Here is a 17,180-nt window from a genome sequence, read left to right on the forward strand (position 1 = left end):
CAGCCGGGCGATCCCGGCCACGCCCTCCGGCAGCCGGCCCTTCGCCAGTCGCCGACCCGTCTCGTCCTGCACCTCCACATCGTGGTGGTCCTGCGCCCAGTCGTCACCGACGAACAGCATCCGGGTCTCCCGTCTCTCGGCACCAGGTCCGGCAGCCTCCAGGAGATCCACCACGCCCTAATGGTCAAGTGCTCACGCCACGATCAGCGGGCACGACATCCCATCTGTGGTCCGCTCTCCCGACCACCGGCAGGGGCACGGTCTGACCTTAGGACTCGTCCTGCGTCCAGGGGCCTCGAGTGCTCACCTGCTGGCGGCTACCGGAACCGAGCCTGCCTCACGGCTGCCCGGTATGTCCCATTAGGGGCACCAGGGTCGATGCGAGCGTCGTCGTCATGCACACCAGCATGCCCCACGGGACCGCACCCGGGCCCGTCCAGCCATCCTGGCGGCCCATAAAACTTGACAGGATTACATAGCGCTGTTTATCTCTACATGTTCGTGTGATGGAAGCCGGTGTGATTCCGGCATGGTCGCGCCACTGTGATCGGCCCGTCCGTCCTGGACGGTCTCGGAAGTCAGACCCATTGCCCGAACCCGTCCTACCCGTGGAACGCGTGATTCCAGTGGAGGTTCTCCTCATGGCGCNCCCCGCCGTCTCCCCCGCACCGCTCGCCCAGCCGGCCCTGCCGGCCCTGCCGACCATCCCGATGCGTGAGCTGGTGCCCTTCCTGCTCTTCGGCGGGCTGCTGGCGCTGCTCGGGCTGTACTTCGTCGGCGCCGAGCAGGGCGCGCTGTCAATCTTCGGCGGGAACTACGTCCACGAGTTCGTGCACGACGCCCGCCACCTGCTCGGCTTCCCCTGCCACTAACGCCTCCTCCCGATCTGTTCCAGCGAGGAGACGCTGTGGCACGAACACTGTTGATCCGTGGCATGCTCGTCGGTCTGGTCGCCGCCGTGCTCGCCTTCATCGTCGCGAAGACCCTCGGCGAGAGCCAGATCGGTCACGCGATCACCTTCGAGTCGGCGGGCGAGAGTTCCACTCATGCGCACGAGGCGGTGGGTCTCGCCGCTCACGCGCACGAGGAGTCCGAGCCGGTGTCCCGGACCGTGCAGTCGACGCTCGGTCTGTTCACCGGTCTGCTGCTCTTCTCCGTCGCCATCGGCGGCATGTTCGCCCTGGCGTACGCGTGCGTGCAGGGCCGCCTGGGCACCCTCGGGCCCCGCGGGACGGCCGCCCTGGTCGCCCTCGCCGGGTTCACCGCGGTCTACCTCCTGCCCGATTTGAAGTACCCGGCGAATCCCCCCGCGATCGGCAATCCCGACACGATCGGCCGGCGGACCGTCCTGTACTTCCTCATGATCCTGATCTCGGTGATCGTCGTGGTCGGGACGGGTGTGGCCGCGCGGCGGCTCACCGGCCGGCTCGGCGGCTGGAACGCGACGATCGCCGCCGCCGTCGGCGGGCTGGTGGTCCTGGGCGTCGTCTACGCCGTTCTGCCCCACGTGCACGAGACGCCGGAGGGCTTCCCGGCCGACGTGCTGTGGCGGTTCCGGATCGCCTCGCTCGCCATCCAGGCGACCGTCTGGGCGGCCATCGGCCTGCTGTTCGGCACGTTGACCGAACGCGCGTTCCGACGTACCGCGGCCCCCACCAGCGCGATCGGTGCGATCGGTGCCGCCGGTGCGGCTGGCCCTGGTTAGTTGCGCGCCGACCGTGGCCCTGCGGGCCGCCCGGTTCCCTATCGACGAGCCTCTCGACGCCGACGGGCTGCACCGAGCCGCCGGCGCCGCCGAGGCGGTAGCGGCTGGCGCGCTTCCCGCGACGGGACGGGTGCTCTGCGACGGATCCGCGCGGGCCTGTCAGACCGCCGCCGCCCTGGGCCTCGGTGCCCGCAAGGGTGACGTCACCATCCCGCGGGCCCCGGGCCTACCCGTCGTCCCCGAGGTGGATCCGGCCCTGCGCGACCTGGACGTCGGGGCCTGGCGGGGGCGCAGCCTGGACGAGATTCCCCCGGACGAGCTGCGCCGGTGGCACAGCGATCCGGCGGNGGCCCCGCCGGGCGGCGAATCCCTACTGAGCTTGCTCAGCCGCGTCGAGAACTGGCTGGTCCGGCGAAGCACCGAACCGAGCCACATCATCGCGGTGACCCATCCGGCGGTCATCCGGGGCGTGCTCGTGGCCGCCCTGCGCTGCCCGGTCGAGATGTTCTGGCGGATCGACGTCGCCCCGTTGACGGCGACCCTCCTGCACCATCGGATCGGCGCGGGCGGTCATGACGGCACGACCGGCACGCAGCCGAAAACGGAGAGTGCCGCGACCGCGACCAGGACCGCGGCCGGAACCGGAACCGGAACCGACTGGACCTTGACACACGTCTGCCGCCCGCTTTAGCGAGATCCGCCGGGTCCGGCGTCCATCGGCGCCGGCGCGCGGATGGGAAAGCTCATGGTCGCCCAGGGGCTCGGGGTGACCGTTCTGCCCGACTACAGCATCGTGGGCGACCCGCCCGAACGCAGCGGCGTCATCACCCACCGCTCGCTTGGAGGTCGAGTGAAAATCGCATCAGAATCGTCAGGTTCGACCGGTTTCCCGGCCCGGCCACGAGGCTGCCGCGGCCCCTTGACGCGCGGCACCGTCCGGATGGAATCATGGCCGTGGGTCCGAACCCCCAGGTGGCCCCAGGTGGCTAGATGACCCCGGGTGAGAGGCGGTCGGGNGGGTAAGCACGCGAAACCGGTAGCCTGCCCGACCTGCAACGGCAGCGGGAAGATCACCGTGACCAGCGACGGCAAGAACGAGACCGTCTCCTGCGGCGTGTGCAAGGGCTCAGGGAAGGCGTGAGCGTCCGCCGGGTGAACCGCGAGGATTTCATCCCGGATGAGATCTGGGTCCGGGACGAGGACGGGTTCTTCCTGGTCCCGCTCCGGCGCCAGGATGATCCACAGCGGTGGTCGGAGCTGTGCCGCGGCGACGACGGGATCACGACGCAGGTCGACGACGGGACGGGCAGGTACGACGGTAGGGGCGTCATACCGACCAGTTCCAGCAGCGCGCCGTGGGTCATGGCCCGGATGCTCGACCTCCTCGATGTGCGGGACGGGATGAACGTCCTCGAGATCGGTACCGGGACCGGCTATAACGCGGCGCTGCTCGCCGAGCGGACCCCGACCGGCCAGGTCACCACCATCGAGATCGATCCGGGAATCGCGGGGCACGCCCGCGCGGTCCTCGCCAGAATCGGCCGTCCGGTGACGGTGGTCGTCGGGGACGGCGCGGCGGGGTTTCCCGATCGGGCTCCCTACGACCGGATCATCGCCACGGCGTCGGTGGTTACCGTTCCCTACCCCTGGATCACGCAGACCCGGCCGGGCGGGCGGATCGTGCTGCCGTTCACGAGCGAGTTCGGTGGGGCGCTGCTGTCATTGACCGTCGCGGACGGCACCGCCTCGGGCCATTTTCATGATGATGCGGGTTTCATGCGGCTGCGCGGCCAACGGGCCGACAGACCCGTCTGGTGGCTCGGCGAGGACGACGCCGACGTCAGAACAACCTGCCGGTATCTGGATGAGCCCTTCGCGGACGCCGCGGCCGGATTCGCGGTCGGCCTGTGGCTGCCCGGCTGCACCACCGGGCAGATCGAGGAAGGCGGCCCGGCGAGAACACTTCTGCTGTCCCACGCGGCGTCACATTCGTGGGCGTCACTGACCGCCGGGTCGGACGGGCAGTCGGACGGGCACGAGGTCACCCAGTATGGGCCACGACGGTTGTGGGACGAACTCGAAATGGCCTACGACTGGTGGGTGAACGCAGGGCGGCCGTCCTGCGCCCGCTTCGGGCTCACCGTCACCCCCGACGGTCAGACATCCTGGCTGGACTACCCGGAGCGGGTCATCCCGGCCTCGTGACCCCCGCGGACGAACTGGCGCGACGGCGAACTGGCGCGACGGCGAACTGGCGCGACGGCGAACTGGCGCGACGGCGAACTGGCGCGACGGCGAACTGGCGCGACGGCGAACTGGCGCGACGGCGAACTGGCGCGACGGCGAACTGGCGCGACGGCGAATCGCCGAGGGTTGGTAACGGTCTCCGGTCTTGAAACCGCGCCTAACCCTCGGCAACTCTCTGTCATCAAACAGTCGACGTCATCAAACGGTCGACGTCGCCGACCATCGGTGCATCCGCGGGGTCAGCACCTCGGATCCCTGGATCCCGGATCCTGGGATCCAGGGCCCCGGGCGATCGGCGGCCCTTCACCGCTGCGGCACTACCGCGGCAGGCCGAGCCACCGGGCCCGCCGGCCGGCGGGCGGCGGTTGCTCGTCGGCAGGACCCGCGCCGACCGCGACCATGGGTGCGGGCACCCGCACCGGTGCGTCCCACCGGCGACGCGAGCCGGTCCCGATGACCGCCGTCGGCAACGCGTCCATCGGGTCGACGAACCGGCCGGTCGACTCCTCGAGCACCCAGATGCGCGCGTCGGCGATGTCGAAGTACAGGCCGACGAGTTCCAGCGTGCCGCGTGCCAGGGCACGGCGCACGGCCGGATGCGCGCGCAGGTTCTCCAACTGCTGCGCCACGTTGGCGCGGCCCAGCCTTTCCACCGGGGGCAGATCCTCCGTGCCGGCGGGGGGCGTCCGCTCAAGCGAGGCGGCGGCGTGCGACAGCCAGCCCGCCAGGGCCGAGTCGGGTGCGCCGTCGAGCGTGCCGGACAGCAACGCCTGCATGGCGCCACAGCCGGAGTGGCCGCACACCACGAGCGAGGGCACCCGCAGGACGTCGACGGCGTAGTCCAGCGCGGCGGTCACCGACAGGTCACCACTGCGCCGCAAGGGCGCGTCCGGGTCGGATCCGGCGGGGTCGTCCACCGGGACGATGTTCCCGACATTACGGATCGTGAACAGGTCGCCGGGACCGCTGCTGGTGATGATGTTGGGAACAATGCGGGAGTCGGCGCAGGTGAGGAACAGGGCGCNGGGCTGCTGNCCCCCGGCGAGCGCGTCGAAGGTGCCCCGCAGGNGNGGGGCGGCCCGCCGGTGGAACTCGTTCACCCCGAACAGCATCGTGCTGACGTGGTCGAATGTCCGGTCGGGGGAGGCCTGCGCCGGCACCGACGCCGCCGGGTCCGGGCCCTGGACTGGGTGGATCGCCGGCGGAGTGACGCCGGCGGGCTGGGAATCCGAAGACCGCGATCCCGACGAAGGGGAATCAGACGAAGGGGAATCAGACGATGACGAGGCGAGTTCCAGTTCCTGCCACTGCGACCAGGGCGCGAACCAGCGCGGGAGGTGCGGGACGACGGTGCGGCGCCGTTGCTCCGCGACCTCGGCCGGCCGGCGGAACCAGACCTGGCCGATCTCGTCGACGCTCACCGTCCCGCCGGACGCCTCGTGGTTCGCGCACCAGCCACGCAGATGCTCATAGGCGGCGTGATCAAGGTAGTCGACGATGAGTTCGATCGAGACGGGGGCACCGGCGGGGATACGGCCCAGGATCCGCGCGAGGCGGGGCAGGGNCAGGAAGCTCAGCGTCCCCTCGACCTCCACCTGCCAGAGCTCGCCGGTGCGGACCAGCCGGACACTCGACCACAGCACCCGGCGCAGGACCAGGGCGAGCGCGGTGAGCAGACCCAGGGCGACGCCCTGCAGGAGGTCGAGGGCGACGACACCGACGATTGTCACCAGGTAGACGGGCAGCTCCCCGTGCCGGCGGACGTGGCGCAGATGCGCGACGTTGACCAGCCGCGCACCGACGACGACGAGCAGGCCGGCGAGGGCGGACAGCGGGACCCACTCCACCATGCGGCCCAGGAACACGGCGAACAGCAGCACCCAGACGCCGTGCAGGACGGCAGACTTCCGGGTACGCCCGCCGGAGGCGACGTTGGTGGAGCTGCGCACGATCACCCCGGTGATCGGCAACCCGCCGGCCAGGCCCGAGACGAGGTTCGCCGAGCCCTGCCCGAGCAGCTCGCGGTCGAGGTCGACGCGCGGCCCCCGCCAGCCTCGGGTGGTGGCAAGCTGGTCCACCGCGACGGCCGAGAGCAGGGACTCGACGCTGGCGACGATGGCCACGGTGACGACGCCCAGCGCGATGCCGGACCAGTCGCCGTGTGGGAGGCCCGGCAGGGCGACCGCGTCGAACAGGGACGAGGGCAGGTCGACCCTGGGCAGGTCGAAGCCCGCGACGGCAGCGAGCAGGGTGCCCGTCACGACCGCCGCGAGATAGGCGGGGNTGGNTCGGNCGGCGTTCGGCAGCCTCTTCGGCAACCGGGGCCAGAGCAGGATCGTGGCGATGGTGACGAAGCCGACGAGGGTCGCGAAACCGTGCGGATCGATGATCGCCTCGGGCACTGCCGCGACGTTCTCCCAGGCGTGACTCTCGGCCTGTCCGCCCAGCACCACGTGGAACTGGCCGAGGACGATCGTCAGCCCGATGCCGCCGAGCATCCCGTGGACGATGGCCGGCGAGACGGCCAGGGAGGCGCGGGCGACCCGGCAGAGCCCGAGCAGGATCTGCAGAATCCCGGCCCCTGCGGTGATCAGACAGGTAACGCGCCACCCGTAGGTGTGGACGAGGTCGGCGACGATGACGGTCAGCCCGGCGGCCGGCCCGCTCACCTGCAACGGCGCACCGCCGAGGGCGCCGGCGACGACGCCGCCGATCACCGCGGCGAGGAGACCCGCTGCGACCGGCGCCCCCGAGGCGACGGCGATGCCCAGCGACAGGGGCAACGCCACGACGAACACGACCAGGGAGGCCTGGAGATCGGGGCGCAGGGGGTTGTGGTCACCCCGGGTCCGGCGCACGTTCTTGGCGGTGGACCCGGACATGGGCGGCGAATGGCTGTGCCGGGACGGTGACGGCGGGGAAACCGAAGCGGTCATGGCATCCTCCTCGAGTTCGATGCGGCGGGACGGGNGTCTCGTCGGAGATCGGCCCCGAAGTGTGACCATTGGCGACGGTTTGCCGGCGCCCGTCGGACACCGCGGTCCGACCACATCCGACGCCCACCCTGGACCCGCAGAAACGGAAAGTGACTAATGATGCACAGATCTCAACGTGCGAGTCCACAGCCGAGTTTCCCTCTGTGACAGACGCCCCATTTATGCGTGACGCTGGACACCTTCTGTGGCATCTGCTCCTGGGCTCGGACCAGCGGCGCGACGGCGGCCCCGGGTCGCGGCCGGACGGGCGGGCATCACGTTCGGGCGGGCATCACGTTCGGGCGGGCATCACGTTCGGGCTCGATGCCCGGCGGCGGCACGATCGTGCCTGGAATCCGCATGGAAGAGGTGCACCGTGAGCACGGACAGCTTCGACGCGGTGATCGTCGGGGCCGGTCCAAACGGGCTGACCGCCGCCCTGACGCTGGCCGAGGCCGGCTGGCGGGTACTCGTCCGGGAGGCCGCGGGCACTCCCGGTGGTGGGCTGCGAACAGAAGAGCTGACGCTGTCCGGCTTCCGGCACGACGTGTGCGCAACCGTCCTGCCGCTCGCGCTCGCCTCCCCCGCACTGCGCGCCTTCGGCACAGGCCCGACGTCCTCCGCGAACCCGACGTCCTCCGCGAACCCGGCGTCCTACGCGGACCCGACCCCCACCGCAGGCCCGACCCCGACCGAGGGGCTTCGGTGGGCGCATCCGCCGGTGCCGCTCGCCCACCCGCTCGACGACGGCCCGGCGGCGCTGCTGCGCCGCGACCTCGACGCCACCGCGGCGGGCCTCGCCGACCGGGACGGCGTCGATTCCGGCTGGCGCCGGCTGGTCGGCCCGCTGGCGTCCGACGGCTCGCGGCTGGCCGAGGGCGTGCTGGCACCGTTCGACCTGCCGCCCGCCGCGCCCCTGACCCTCGCCCGGTTCGGCGTGCGCGGGCTGTGGTCCGCGACCGCGCTCGCCCGCGCCGCGCTGCGCGGTGAGGCGGCGCGAGCGCTGTTCGCCGGGCTCGCCGCCCATTCCATGATCGATTTACATCGCCCGGTCACCGCAGGCTACGGGCTGTTCCTCGGGGTGCTCGCGCACCAGGTCGGCTGGCCGGTAGCCGTCGGTGGATCATCATCACTGGCGGAGGCCCTGGTCGCCCGGCTGCGCGAACTCGGCGGCGAACTGGTCACCGGCGCCCCGGTGACCAGCCTGTCGGAACTGCCGCCCGCGCGGGCCGTGCTGCTCGATCTCACCCCTCGCCAGGTGCTCGCGGTCGCCGACGCCGCGCTGCCCGGCCGCTACCGCGCCGCGCTCGGCCGATACCGGTACGGACCGGGAGTTTTCAAGATTGACTGGGCGCTCGACGGACCGGTGCCCTGGCGCGATCCGGCGGTCGCCGGGGCGGCGACCGTGCACCTGGGCGGCACGCTCGCCGAGATCGCCGCGGCCGAGCGGGCCGTCGCCCGCGGCCACCATCCAGACCGGCCGTTCGTACTGTTCGTTCAGGCGTGCGCCGCCGACCCGAGCCGCGCCCCGGCCGGCCGGCACACCGGGTGGGCCTACTGCCATGTCCCACTGGGCTCCAGCGTCGACATGACCGACGCGCTCGAGTCCCAGGTCGAACGCTTCGCCCCCGGATTCCGCGACCGGGTGCTCGCCCGCCACGTGATGGGANCGACGGCGCTGGAGGCGCACAACGCCAACGAGATCGGCGGCGACATCGGCGGTGGCACCGCCGACCTGCGCCAGTTGGTCGCCCGGCCGGTGCTCTCGCCACGCCCCTGGGCGACGCCGCTGCCCGGCGTCTACCTGTGTTCCGCCGCCACCCCTCCCGGCGCCGGGGTACACGGCATGGCCGGGCTGCACGCGGCGACCCTCGCCCTCAGCCGGGAGCGGCGAGCGGCCTGGCCCGTAGGTCGGCCGGGATGAGATCGTCGCCGACCCTGATCTCGCCGTAGGCGAGACACGCCGGGAAATGCGCGACATGCCGCCGCCTACGGACCTTGTATCCCGCCTGGAGACACTCCGGCGGTAACCGCCCGGGCGCCACGCCGACCATGAATCACCGCCTTTTCATGACCGTCCCTCCATGATGGGGGTCGGCCGCCGGCCCGCAGGCGGCCCGCATCACCGTTGGGTGACCGCAGACCAACCGATAGGTGAGCTCCCCCCGCCGCACCCGCCTGGCCAGACGGGAATGATATCGTTCAGCCGGATCTTTTCATCGCCGCGGAAATCGGGGAAATGTTATGCCGCTGGCAGGCTACGGCGTCTTGAAAGGCCGGCTACTCGACCGGCGCAGGGAGGGCGGGCACGACAGCCCGCACTACCAGATACACGTCGAGGGTGGTGGCTCTTTCCGAGTCGCCGTAAACGTTCTGTCCGCCCAGCCCCCGTCCGAACTGCTGTACATCGCGGTCGAGGAGTTCCACCATCCGATCCTCGACCGCCTCGTTGACCTGCCCGACGGGTTCACCCCCCTGAAGTCCAGGCCCGGCGGTCTCGCCCTGGACTTCGTCCGGGGCAACCTGTTCGATCGCACCGGGCTGCACGCGCTCCCCCCCGACCGCCCCGGCCCGGACAACGACCTCGCCGACCGCCTCGACCACCACGTCCAGCGTGCGACCGCCGATCCGACCAGCCACATTTACGCCTTCGGCCAGCGATGGGGGCCCGAGCCCACGAAACCAGACAAGATCTTTGGCTTCGTACCCGGCAACGGCGTGCATGACGTCCACATGAACCAGGGCAACAGCGGTCGCTTCATCGCCGACGACGGCAGCTGGCAGGACGGTGCCCTGCTCTTCCACTTCCCCACCGCGGGCCGCTGGACAGCACTGTTCCTGGCCTTCCAGAGCCAGGCCTGGCACACCGACGACACGACCGGCCACACCCTGCGCGCCGTTCCATCGGCCGGACCGGGCGGCCAACCAGCCCCCGGGGAACCCGACCGGCGCCTGCGCATCGTCGCCGCCCTGGTCAACCCCATCGGACCGGCACCGGAAGCCGAGTCCGTCACCCTGCTCAACACCACCCCAGGGCCCGTCGACCTCACCGGTTGGACGATCATCGACAGCGGTCGGCACCGTTTCCCCCTTCCGCCCACCAACCTGCCAGCCGGGGACACCGTGCGGATCCCGCTCGCACCCCCGGTCGGGCTGGGCAACCGGGGCGGCATCATCACCCTGCTTGATCAGGACGGTCTGAAAGTCGACGGCGTCGCCTACACCGCCACCGACGCATCCCGCGAAGGACACACCATCATCTTCTGACCTCGGATCACCTTTCGGCCCCGGATCACCTTTCGGCCCCGGATCACCTTTCGGCCCCGGATCACCTTTCGGCCCCGGATCACCTTTCGGCCCCGGGTCGCCTCCGCCTCGGATGGGTCTTCTCCACCGCGGGAACCCGCGCTTCGATGATGCTCCGGGCGGGACCCCGGTGGACCGGGTAGGCGAGCCGCAGCAGGTGGTGGCCACCTTCGACACCTACAGCGAGGCCGAGAGGGCCGTCGACCAACTTTCCGACCTTGGTTTCCCGGTGGAGAAGACCGCCATCGTCGGCCGCGGCCTGCGCACGGTCGAGCAGGTCACAGGTCGGCTGACCTGGACCTCCGCCGCCGGCCTGCCGGCTCCCAGGCTCACTGCCGGCACGGCCTGCCGGCGCCCAGGCTCATTCCTGGGCCTGGGCTACCGGCAGAAGCCCGGCCCTGCGCCGCTCGGTGTAGCGGACGAACGCAAAGGCGTCCCGAGCCGCCTCGATGCCGTCGTCCGCGAGCCGACCGGCGAACCGCTCCCGGATGGCCGTCTCGACCGCGATGATCGAAACGATTCCGGTCAACGCGGCAAAGCCACCGAGCAGAGCCGTGTTCGGTAGCGGATGCCCCAGCTCACGCTGGGCGATCTCGCTGGCGGGCATGCTGATCGTCCGCTCGGGCCGGTACCGGGTGAGCCTGGGCAGCCCGAAATCGTCAAGGTCGCGTGCCGAGTCGAGCAGGATGAACCCATCCGCCCCGAGTCCATGGAACACGTCGGAGACGTGCAGCAGCGCNGCGTCCCGGACGATGACCGCATCCGGGAACACGACCGGTTCCCACCCGGGCAATGGATCGTCGTCGATCCGGCAGCAGGCGACCGTAGGGTGGCCGATGTGTTCCGGCCCGCCGGCCATGGATGCCTGTCCGTAGCGACCCTCCGTAACTGCCGCGATGGTCAACAGCTCGGCGATGGTCAGCACGCCCTGACCGCCGAACCCGTGAATTCGTACCGCGAACATGACGGACCTCGTCTCTCCCGACCAGGCTGCTTCTCAATGCTGCTTCGCGACGCCCCGTCAGCTGCCAGGGTCCTCTCCGCGGCCCGACAGCGCGGTGAGTAGCCGGCGGCGGGGGCGACCAGTGGATCGCGGGCCAGGATCGCCATCGTGCGGTCGTCCCCGTCGACCCCGTGCGCATGGATGGCGAGCTGCGCGAAAAGGCGGTCAAGCAACGTGTCAGGCGAGTCGGTTCCGATCCGGCCGGCGGACAGGGATTCCGTCCCGAACTGTGTGCCGTGCGCGTCGCGCGCCTCGCTGATGCCGTCGGTGTACAGCAGTAGGCGGTCTCCGACGTCCATGGTCAGCGATCGGGACGACCAGATCTCGCTTCCGGCGAAAAGGTCAGACAGGATGGGCCCGGTCGGACCGAGCGACCGTGGCTCGCGGGCGCAGCTGCCGCCGCCAGCCGCGGACCCGGGCAGGTGCAGGGCGGGCGGATGCCCGGCGTTGACGTAGACCACCTGGCCTGACCGGGCATCGACGACGGCGAGAAAAGCGGTAGCAAACATTTCCCCGATATCGCCGGGTCCAGCGATATCGTTCATCGTGCGATGCATGGTCGCCTCGGGCTCCTCACCCGCGAGCAGGTGCCGGCGCATCGCCTCCCGAAACCGTCGCGCGAACCTCGCGGCCTGCTCGCCGTGTCCGGCCGCGTCGCCGACGCAGATGGCGAGCCGGCCGGCGCCGATATCGACCACCTCCACCCAGTCTCCGCTCGAACCGGGAGTCGCGGGATGCGACCGCCAGAATACCCCCAGACGATGGGCGTTCTCTCTCACGCCCCCGATCACACAGGCCGCGAGATCGGTCTCGTCCCAGGATTCTGCAGCCGGAAAGTTGCACACGGACGACCTCCAGAACGGCGCCTCGCGGGGAGAACTCAGTGGCCCTCGACATCTCAGACCCGTGCTCAGTCCTGCACCAATAACAGGTCATTCATTCGACTTCGGTCATCCGCCGAACATCAATATTGACGATCAGATCGGCCCAGCACGCATACTGGCCGACCGCACGCTCCTGCCGGGTCACCCGCAGGACTCGTGCCGGACGCTCGGGACCGGCCTTGACGACCGTCTCCTCGATGAGATGACCATCCGCTGTCATCCATTTCATGTGTCACCGCCTTCCTTGGCGTCGACGCGAGGCCATGGGACCTGATGACACAACCTGACAACCTGGCGGAATCAGCGACGACGGATCATTGTTCAGTCGTTCACGCGAACCCGACGGGTCAGCCGAACCGAGGGTCAGCGGTCCCGGCCGAACAGCGTGGCCGTGTCCTCGATCGGGTTCCCCTGCCGGTCGTAGACGGCGACGCCCAACGACCTCAGTGTCGACGCGCTGCACCGCAGGTGATGGGCGCACAACAGCACCTCGACCTCATGGGAACGCGTGTCACCGGGGACAAATATCGCCTGCGCCACCGGTTCGGAGGGGCAGCAGCAGGACCGACTGCCCGGTTCGATCGCCCGGTACGGTCGGTGCGTGCCCGCAGCCGCTGTGCCGTTCTCCGCGGCTGACGCCGGAGCTGGCATCGAGCGGGACAGGCGAAGGGCGGGGAGATTCACGGGAAGGTTCATGAGTCAACCATCCCGCGGCTGCCGCCTGGTCACATGGGCCGATCGTCCCCCCTCAGCGGACCAACGGTCTCCCCGCGCAGGGGCGCGGCCCAGTGTCACAGGGGCGCGGCCCAGTGTCACAGGGGCGCGGCCCAGTGTCACAGGGGCGCAGCCCAGTGCAGGTGGGTGCCCCCGCCTGCCGGTGTGGTGAGGGTGAAAGATCCGCCGAGCTGCTCGGCCCGGGTCCGGAGGTTGTCCAACCCGCTGCGCCGGCCGCCGGGACCTATGCCGACACCGTCGTCGATCACGTCGACGACCACCGACTCGCCGGCCACGCCGATACGGAGCTCGACGGTCCCGGCCTGCGAATGCCGCGCCGCATTGGTCAACGACTCCCGGGCGACAGCGATCACCTGGTCGGCGAGATCGTCACCGATCACGGTTTCGAGCGGTCCGGAGTAGCGGACGGTCGGCGTGAAGCCGAGGGCCGGACGCACGTCCTCGGCGATCCGGTCGATCGCGGCGTGCAGTCGGCTTCGCTTGGACGCGCCGCTGGCACGCAGCTCGAAGATCGACCGCCGAATGTCCTTGATCGTAACGTCAAGGTCCTCGACGTACTGGTTGATGCGCTCGGCGTTCGATGGACGTTCGTACTGGGCGATGTCCTGCAAGCCGAGCGCAACGGCGAACATCCGCTGGATGACGTGGTCATGCAGGTCACGGGCGATGCGACCACGGTCGGCCAGGACCACCAACCGCTCCCGGTCGGCCTTGACCCGCGCCAGTTCCAGAGTGATCGCGACGTTGCCCGCGAAGCTCGCGGCACTGGCGAGATCGGTGTCGCTGAAGGGACGCTTCCCCCGGTTTCGACCGACAAGCAGCACTCCGGACACGTGGTCGGTGCCGGCGACCATCGGGAGGACGATCAGGGGGCCGGTGGCGGCGTCCCGTTCCTCGGGGAGGGCGTCAAGCTGCGCGTCCTCCACGCGCAACGGCTGCTGCTCGGCCATCACCCGACCGGTGAGGGTGCCGTCGAGAGGTATCCGCTGACCGGCGCCGGAAACGGTGTCCGCTCCGACGGTGACGGCGACGGCGACCCGCGCGCTGCCGGCCTCCTCGTCGCGCAGGACGATGGAGACGAACTCCGCGTCGGCGACCGTGCGGACGCGTTCCGCAACAGACTCGAGGGCGCCGTCGGCATCGGCCATGATCTGGCGGGTCACGTCGGCGGACGCGCTCATCCACCGGTGCCGCTGCTGGGTGTCGTGGAACAGCCGGGCGTTCTCGATCGCGACACCGGCGCTGGCGGCCAAGGCGAGCGCGAGTTCCTCGTCCTCGGCGGTAAAGGCCGTGCCGCCGCGTTTCTCGGTCAGATAGAGGTTGCCGAACACCTCGCCGCGCACGGTGATAGGTACGCCGAGGAAGGTCCTCATCGGCGGATGGCCGGGGGGGAAGCCATACGCACTCGGGTCACGGGAGATGTCGTCGAGGCGACGCGGCCGAGGATCATCGATCAGTAGACCGAGCACCCCGTGGCCGGTGGGCAGATGACCGATTCGGTCGACGTCCCGCGGGTCCATGCCGGCGTGGACGAACTCCTCCAGGGTGCGGTCCGGCGCGACGACGCCCAGCGCCCCGTACCGGGCGTCCAGCAGCTCGCACGCCGCCTCCACGATGTGCCTGAGCAGCACCGGCAGCCGCAGGTCCGTGGCGATGGCCCGACTCGCCGCCAGCAGCCCGCGCAACCGGCTCTGCGTGGCCAGCACATCCTGGGCCCGGTCAACCAGCTGCGTCAGCAGTTCATCGAGTTCGAGCCGCGCGACGAGCGGGAAAGTCAGGTTCTCGCTCGTCGGTGAGCCCGTCGAAGAGACCGACGAAGAGACCGACGAAGGGTCCGTTCCCGCCCGCTTCTGGCTGGCTGCGGACCCAGTTTCCATGCCCACGCCCGAACAGTACTAGAACCGGTTCGGTTGCCGCGGACGCATTGGCGATCCCCATCAGCTGTCGATGCGTTACCCGCGCTCGGCGGTGGCCGCTCCCGGGCCATCCGGTCTTCCCCGAAACACCCAGAGCACCCGAAACACCCAGAGCACCCAGAGCACTGCGGAACATCGCTTCGCGTGCCGATCAGGCCGCGGCGCGGCGGGCGTTGTGCAGCGACTCGGCGATGGCCACCGCCGTATCGATGATCTTGGCTTCCGGCCAGGGTTCGATCCGGGAGACGGTGTCGGCGAGACGGCCAAGGCCGACGGACCCTGTGGCGCTGGTTGCCGCGGTGGTTGCCGGGGAACGCCGGTCGGTACGGGTTGCCGCGAGATCGGGCGGGGCCGTGCAGCGCAGTTGCACCAGGTCCGCGAAGGCACGGCGAGCGACATCGGCCGCTTGCGCGCGCTGGCTGTGCCGGTTCCACGGTGCGTCGACCACGACGGACTCGCCGCGGCGCAGCGCTGTGCCGGCCTGGCGCAGCAGTTCCTGGTGGACCGCGTCGACGTCGTCGGCCGGTACCCATCCCCCTGCATCTGCCCANCCCCCCGCCGCGAGATCGTGACGGTTGGCCGAGGCCGCCAGGTCCGCCGCGGCGTCGTCGAAGCGGAGCACGGTCCACCGCTCCGTGCCGGCGAGCCCGCCGGCGAGCGTGGACTTCCCGGTGCCGCGCTGGCCGCCGACCAGCACGAGTCGGACCCGGCCCCAGCGCAACCGGGCCAGTGCCAGGTCAGCGAAGGCCCGCGCCTCCGCCGCCGCGTTCTCGCCGGCCGCGACACGCTGGCACGCCGCCTGGCAGCGCCCCAGCGCGGCCAGCGCCCAGTAGAAATCCTCGAGCGACCGAGGATGGGTCTCACCAGCCATCTCACGGTAGTGATCGAGGAAGAGCCGGGCGAGATCGCGGCGTCCGAGCCACTCGAGGTCGGCTGCCAGGGCGCAGGCGTCCGCGAGGACGTCGGCCGCCCGCAGCCCGGGTTCGAACTCCAGGCAGTCGAGCACCCTGGGCCCGTCGTCGAGGCAGAAGATGTCCGCGGCGGACAGATCGCCGTGCCCGTCGCGGATCCGCCCGGCCTCGCGCCGCTCCCGCAGGAGCTCGTCGCGGCCGTCGAGGTACCGCACGGCGAGACGGTTCACATGGTCGAGGATGCTGGCGCTCACCGCCGCGCCATGGTCACGCTGTACCCGGGCGAAGCAGGCGTCCCACCGCCCACGCAGACGGTCCAGGCCACCTGCCTCGGCGATCCGGGACGAGGTCTCACACCGGGCGTGGAAGTCGACCAGCACCCGGGTGAGGGCGTGGATCTCCGCCCTGACCTCGGTGCCACCTTCGGCAAGCGTCGACAGCCGGCGCGCCTCGGGTAGTCGCCGCATCACGACCATGTGGTCGCAGGGCTCCCCGTCCGGTCCGATGACATCGGCGACGCCGAGGTAGACGTCGGGCGCGAGGCGACGATTGAGTCTCACCTCGGCCTCGCAGGCGGCCAACCGCGCCTGCCTGCCGCGGAAATCCACGGCACCGAGGTCGACCGGCTTCTTGACCTTGAAGACACGATCTCCAAGGAAGACGAGCACGGACCGCGCCGTCTCGACGACCCTGGCAGGAGGCCCCGACGCCACCGTCGGCGCCACCGCTGGCGCCGAGGCCGAGGCGCCTCGCTCCGCCGGGAGCGGGTTCACCGTGGTCTCCAGACTCATGGCACGAGCCTGCCCGCGTCCCGGCGGCCGCGGCAGCATGCTCGGGTCGTGCATGGAGGGAACGAAGGTCCATCCTACCTGGGACCAACGTCCCCACCGTCCCCCGCCTCCGACGCGCCGCCGACGCGCCGCCGCGGTGGCTGGCAGACACCCGTCGACGCCGGGCCAAGGACCGGTCCAAGGGCCGAAGGTCCCGAACCCGGCATCCATTTCACAGCGTGGCGGCTCCGAGGACGGCACCGTATCCTCCTCCGCATGAAGACGATCCGGGTATTCATTCTCGACGACCACGAAATCGTGCGTAACGGTCTACGGCAGACCCTCGATCGCCACGACGACATCGAGGTGGTCGGCGAGGCCGGACTCGCCGCCGAGGCGATCCGCAGAATCCCGGCGCTCCTGCCCAACGTGGCCGTCCTCGATGGCCGGCTCCCCGACGGAAGCGGCATCGACGTGTGCCGCGACATCCGCTCCGCCCATCCAGACGTCGCCTGCCTCATTCTCACGTCCTATGACGACGACGAGGCCCTGTTCTCCGCCATCATGGCCGGTGCCGCCGGCTACGTCCTGAAGGAGATCCGCGGCAACGACCTGGTGAGCGCCATCCGCACCGTGGCCGCCGGCGGGTCGCTGCTCTCGCCATCGGTCACCCGCCGCGTCCTCGACAGAATGCGCCAAGGGCCCAGGGAAGACCCGACGCTGGCCTC

14 protein-coding genes and 2 pseudogenes are annotated in these 17,180 nt (G+C 70.6%); 9 read left to right on the forward strand and 7 right to left on the reverse strand.

Translation table 11 applies throughout. From position 1 onward, the window contains the following. The first annotated feature begins 641 nt into the window (after window positions 1-641). The 5 genes and pseudogenes from ALLO2_RS21360 to ALLO2_RS21375 all read left to right on the forward strand — a co-directional run bounded on the left by ALLO2_RS21360 (window position 642) and on the right by ALLO2_RS21375 (window position 3,910). A complete protein-coding gene (locus ALLO2_RS21360) occupies window positions 642-872 on the forward strand; it encodes a CbtB-domain containing protein (protein ID WP_035734436.1) in 231 nt (76 codons plus the stop codon). Between the two features lie 35 nt (window positions 873-907). Then, window positions 908-1,705, forward strand: a complete 798-nt coding sequence (locus ALLO2_RS21365; protein WP_011437627.1) for a CbtA family protein — start codon at window positions 908-910, stop codon at window positions 1,703-1,705. Beyond that, window positions 1,677-2,396, forward strand: coding sequence for a histidine phosphatase family protein (locus tag ALLO2_RS21370; RefSeq protein ID WP_035734428.1), 720 nt, complete (start codon window positions 1,677-1,679; stop codon window positions 2,394-2,396). The genes ALLO2_RS21365 and ALLO2_RS21370 overlap by 29 nt, the downstream gene beginning before the upstream one ends. 33 nt (window positions 2,397-2,429) lie before the next feature. Further along, window positions 2,430-2,552 (forward strand): annotated as a pseudogene (locus ALLO2_RS28470) (LysR family transcriptional regulator); the annotation flags it as partial. A gap of 305 nt (window positions 2,553-2,857) precedes the next feature. Next, the gene (locus tag ALLO2_RS21375) at window positions 2,858-3,910 is read left to right on the forward strand and encodes a methyltransferase domain-containing protein (protein ID WP_232235241.1); all 1,053 of its coding nucleotides are present in this window, start codon (window positions 2,858-2,860) and stop codon (window positions 3,908-3,910) included. A gap of 359 nt (window positions 3,911-4,269) precedes the next feature. On the opposite strand, the gene ALLO2_RS21380 is transcribed toward ALLO2_RS21375, so the two are convergent. Further along, complete coding sequence (locus ALLO2_RS21380; RefSeq protein ID WP_035734429.1) at window positions 4,270-6,888, reverse strand: bifunctional SulP family inorganic anion transporter/carbonic anhydrase; 2,619 nt, start codon at window positions 6,886-6,888, stop codon at window positions 4,270-4,272. A gap of 415 nt (window positions 6,889-7,303) precedes the next feature. Between ALLO2_RS21380 and ALLO2_RS21385 the strand changes: the two genes are divergently transcribed. The 3 genes and pseudogenes from ALLO2_RS21385 to ALLO2_RS28475 all read left to right on the forward strand — a co-directional run. Further along, window positions 7,304-8,851 carry an NAD(P)/FAD-dependent oxidoreductase gene (locus ALLO2_RS21385; RefSeq protein ID WP_035734431.1) on the forward strand — a complete coding sequence of 516 codons (1,548 nt, stop codon included), beginning with the start codon at window positions 7,304-7,306 and terminating at the stop codon, window positions 8,849-8,851. 320 nt (window positions 8,852-9,171) lie between these two features. Beyond that, window positions 9,172-10,194: a DUF2278 family protein gene (locus ALLO2_RS21390; RefSeq protein WP_011437632.1), complete on the forward strand. Its 1,023-nt coding sequence runs from the start codon at window positions 9,172-9,174 to the stop codon at window positions 10,192-10,194. Window positions 10,195-10,306: 112 nt separating this feature from the next. Beyond that, window positions 10,307-10,531, forward strand: a pseudogene (locus ALLO2_RS28475) (general stress protein); the annotation flags it as partial. Window positions 10,532-10,594: 63 nt separating this feature from the next. On the opposite strand, the gene ALLO2_RS21395 reads toward ALLO2_RS28475, so the two are convergent. The 6 genes from ALLO2_RS21395 to ALLO2_RS21415 form a co-directional block, all read right to left on the reverse strand. Beyond that, complete coding sequence (locus ALLO2_RS21395; protein WP_011437633.1) at window positions 10,595-11,197, reverse strand: 2-oxoacid:acceptor oxidoreductase family protein; 603 nt, start codon at window positions 11,195-11,197, stop codon at window positions 10,595-10,597. Further along, window positions 11,152-11,940 (reverse strand): PP2C family protein-serine/threonine phosphatase, encoded by a 789-nt coding sequence (locus tag ALLO2_RS21400; RefSeq protein ID WP_232235242.1) that lies wholly within the window; start codon window positions 11,938-11,940, stop codon window positions 11,152-11,154. Before ALLO2_RS21400 ends, ALLO2_RS21395 begins: the two co-directional genes overlap by 46 nt. Before the next feature lie 232 nt (window positions 11,941-12,172). Beyond that, window positions 12,173-12,349, reverse strand: coding sequence for a hypothetical protein (locus tag ALLO2_RS26020; protein WP_023842049.1), 177 nt, complete (start codon window positions 12,347-12,349; stop codon window positions 12,173-12,175). A gap of 134 nt (window positions 12,350-12,483) precedes the next feature. Beyond that, complete coding sequence (locus ALLO2_RS21405) at window positions 12,484-12,816, reverse strand: hypothetical protein (RefSeq protein ID WP_011437635.1); 333 nt, start codon at window positions 12,814-12,816, stop codon at window positions 12,484-12,486. Window positions 12,817-12,953: 137 nt separating this feature from the next. After that, window positions 12,954-14,732: a GAF domain-containing protein gene (locus ALLO2_RS21410; protein WP_035734433.1), complete on the reverse strand. Its 1,779-nt coding sequence runs from the start codon at window positions 14,730-14,732 to the stop codon at window positions 12,954-12,956. Window positions 14,733-14,922: 190 nt separating this feature from the next. Then, window positions 14,923-16,473, reverse strand: a complete 1,551-nt coding sequence (locus ALLO2_RS21415) for an AAA family ATPase (protein WP_023842051.1) — start codon at window positions 16,471-16,473, stop codon at window positions 14,923-14,925. Between the two features lie 255 nt (window positions 16,474-16,728). Between ALLO2_RS21415 and ALLO2_RS21420 the strand changes: the two genes are divergently transcribed. Next, window positions 16,729-17,180: response regulator transcription factor (locus tag ALLO2_RS21420; protein WP_035734435.1), on the forward strand; the 452-nt coding region annotated here is incomplete at its 3' end.

The organism is Frankia sp. Allo2 (assembly GCF_000733325.1).
Classification (GTDB): domain Bacteria; phylum Actinomycetota; class Actinomycetes; order Frankiales; family Frankiaceae; genus Frankia; species Frankia casuarinae.

Bases quoted from the DNA above. Each gene is read 5' to 3' on its own strand.
- ALLO2_RS21390 (WP_011437632.1), top strand. From the start codon at position 9,172: ATGCCGCTGGCAGGCTACGGCGTCTTGAAAGGCCGGCTACTCGACCGG.
- ALLO2_RS26020 (WP_023842049.1), bottom strand. From the start codon at position 12,349: ATGAAATGGATGACAGCGGATGGTCATCTCATCGAGGAGACGGTCGTC.
- ALLO2_RS21405 (WP_011437635.1), bottom strand. From the start codon at position 12,816: ATGAACCTTCCCGTGAATCTCCCCGCCCTTCGCCTGTCCCGCTCGATG.
- ALLO2_RS21410 (WP_035734433.1), bottom strand. From the start codon at position 14,732: ATGGAAACTGGGTCCGCAGCCAGCCAGAAGCGGGCGGGAACGGACCCT.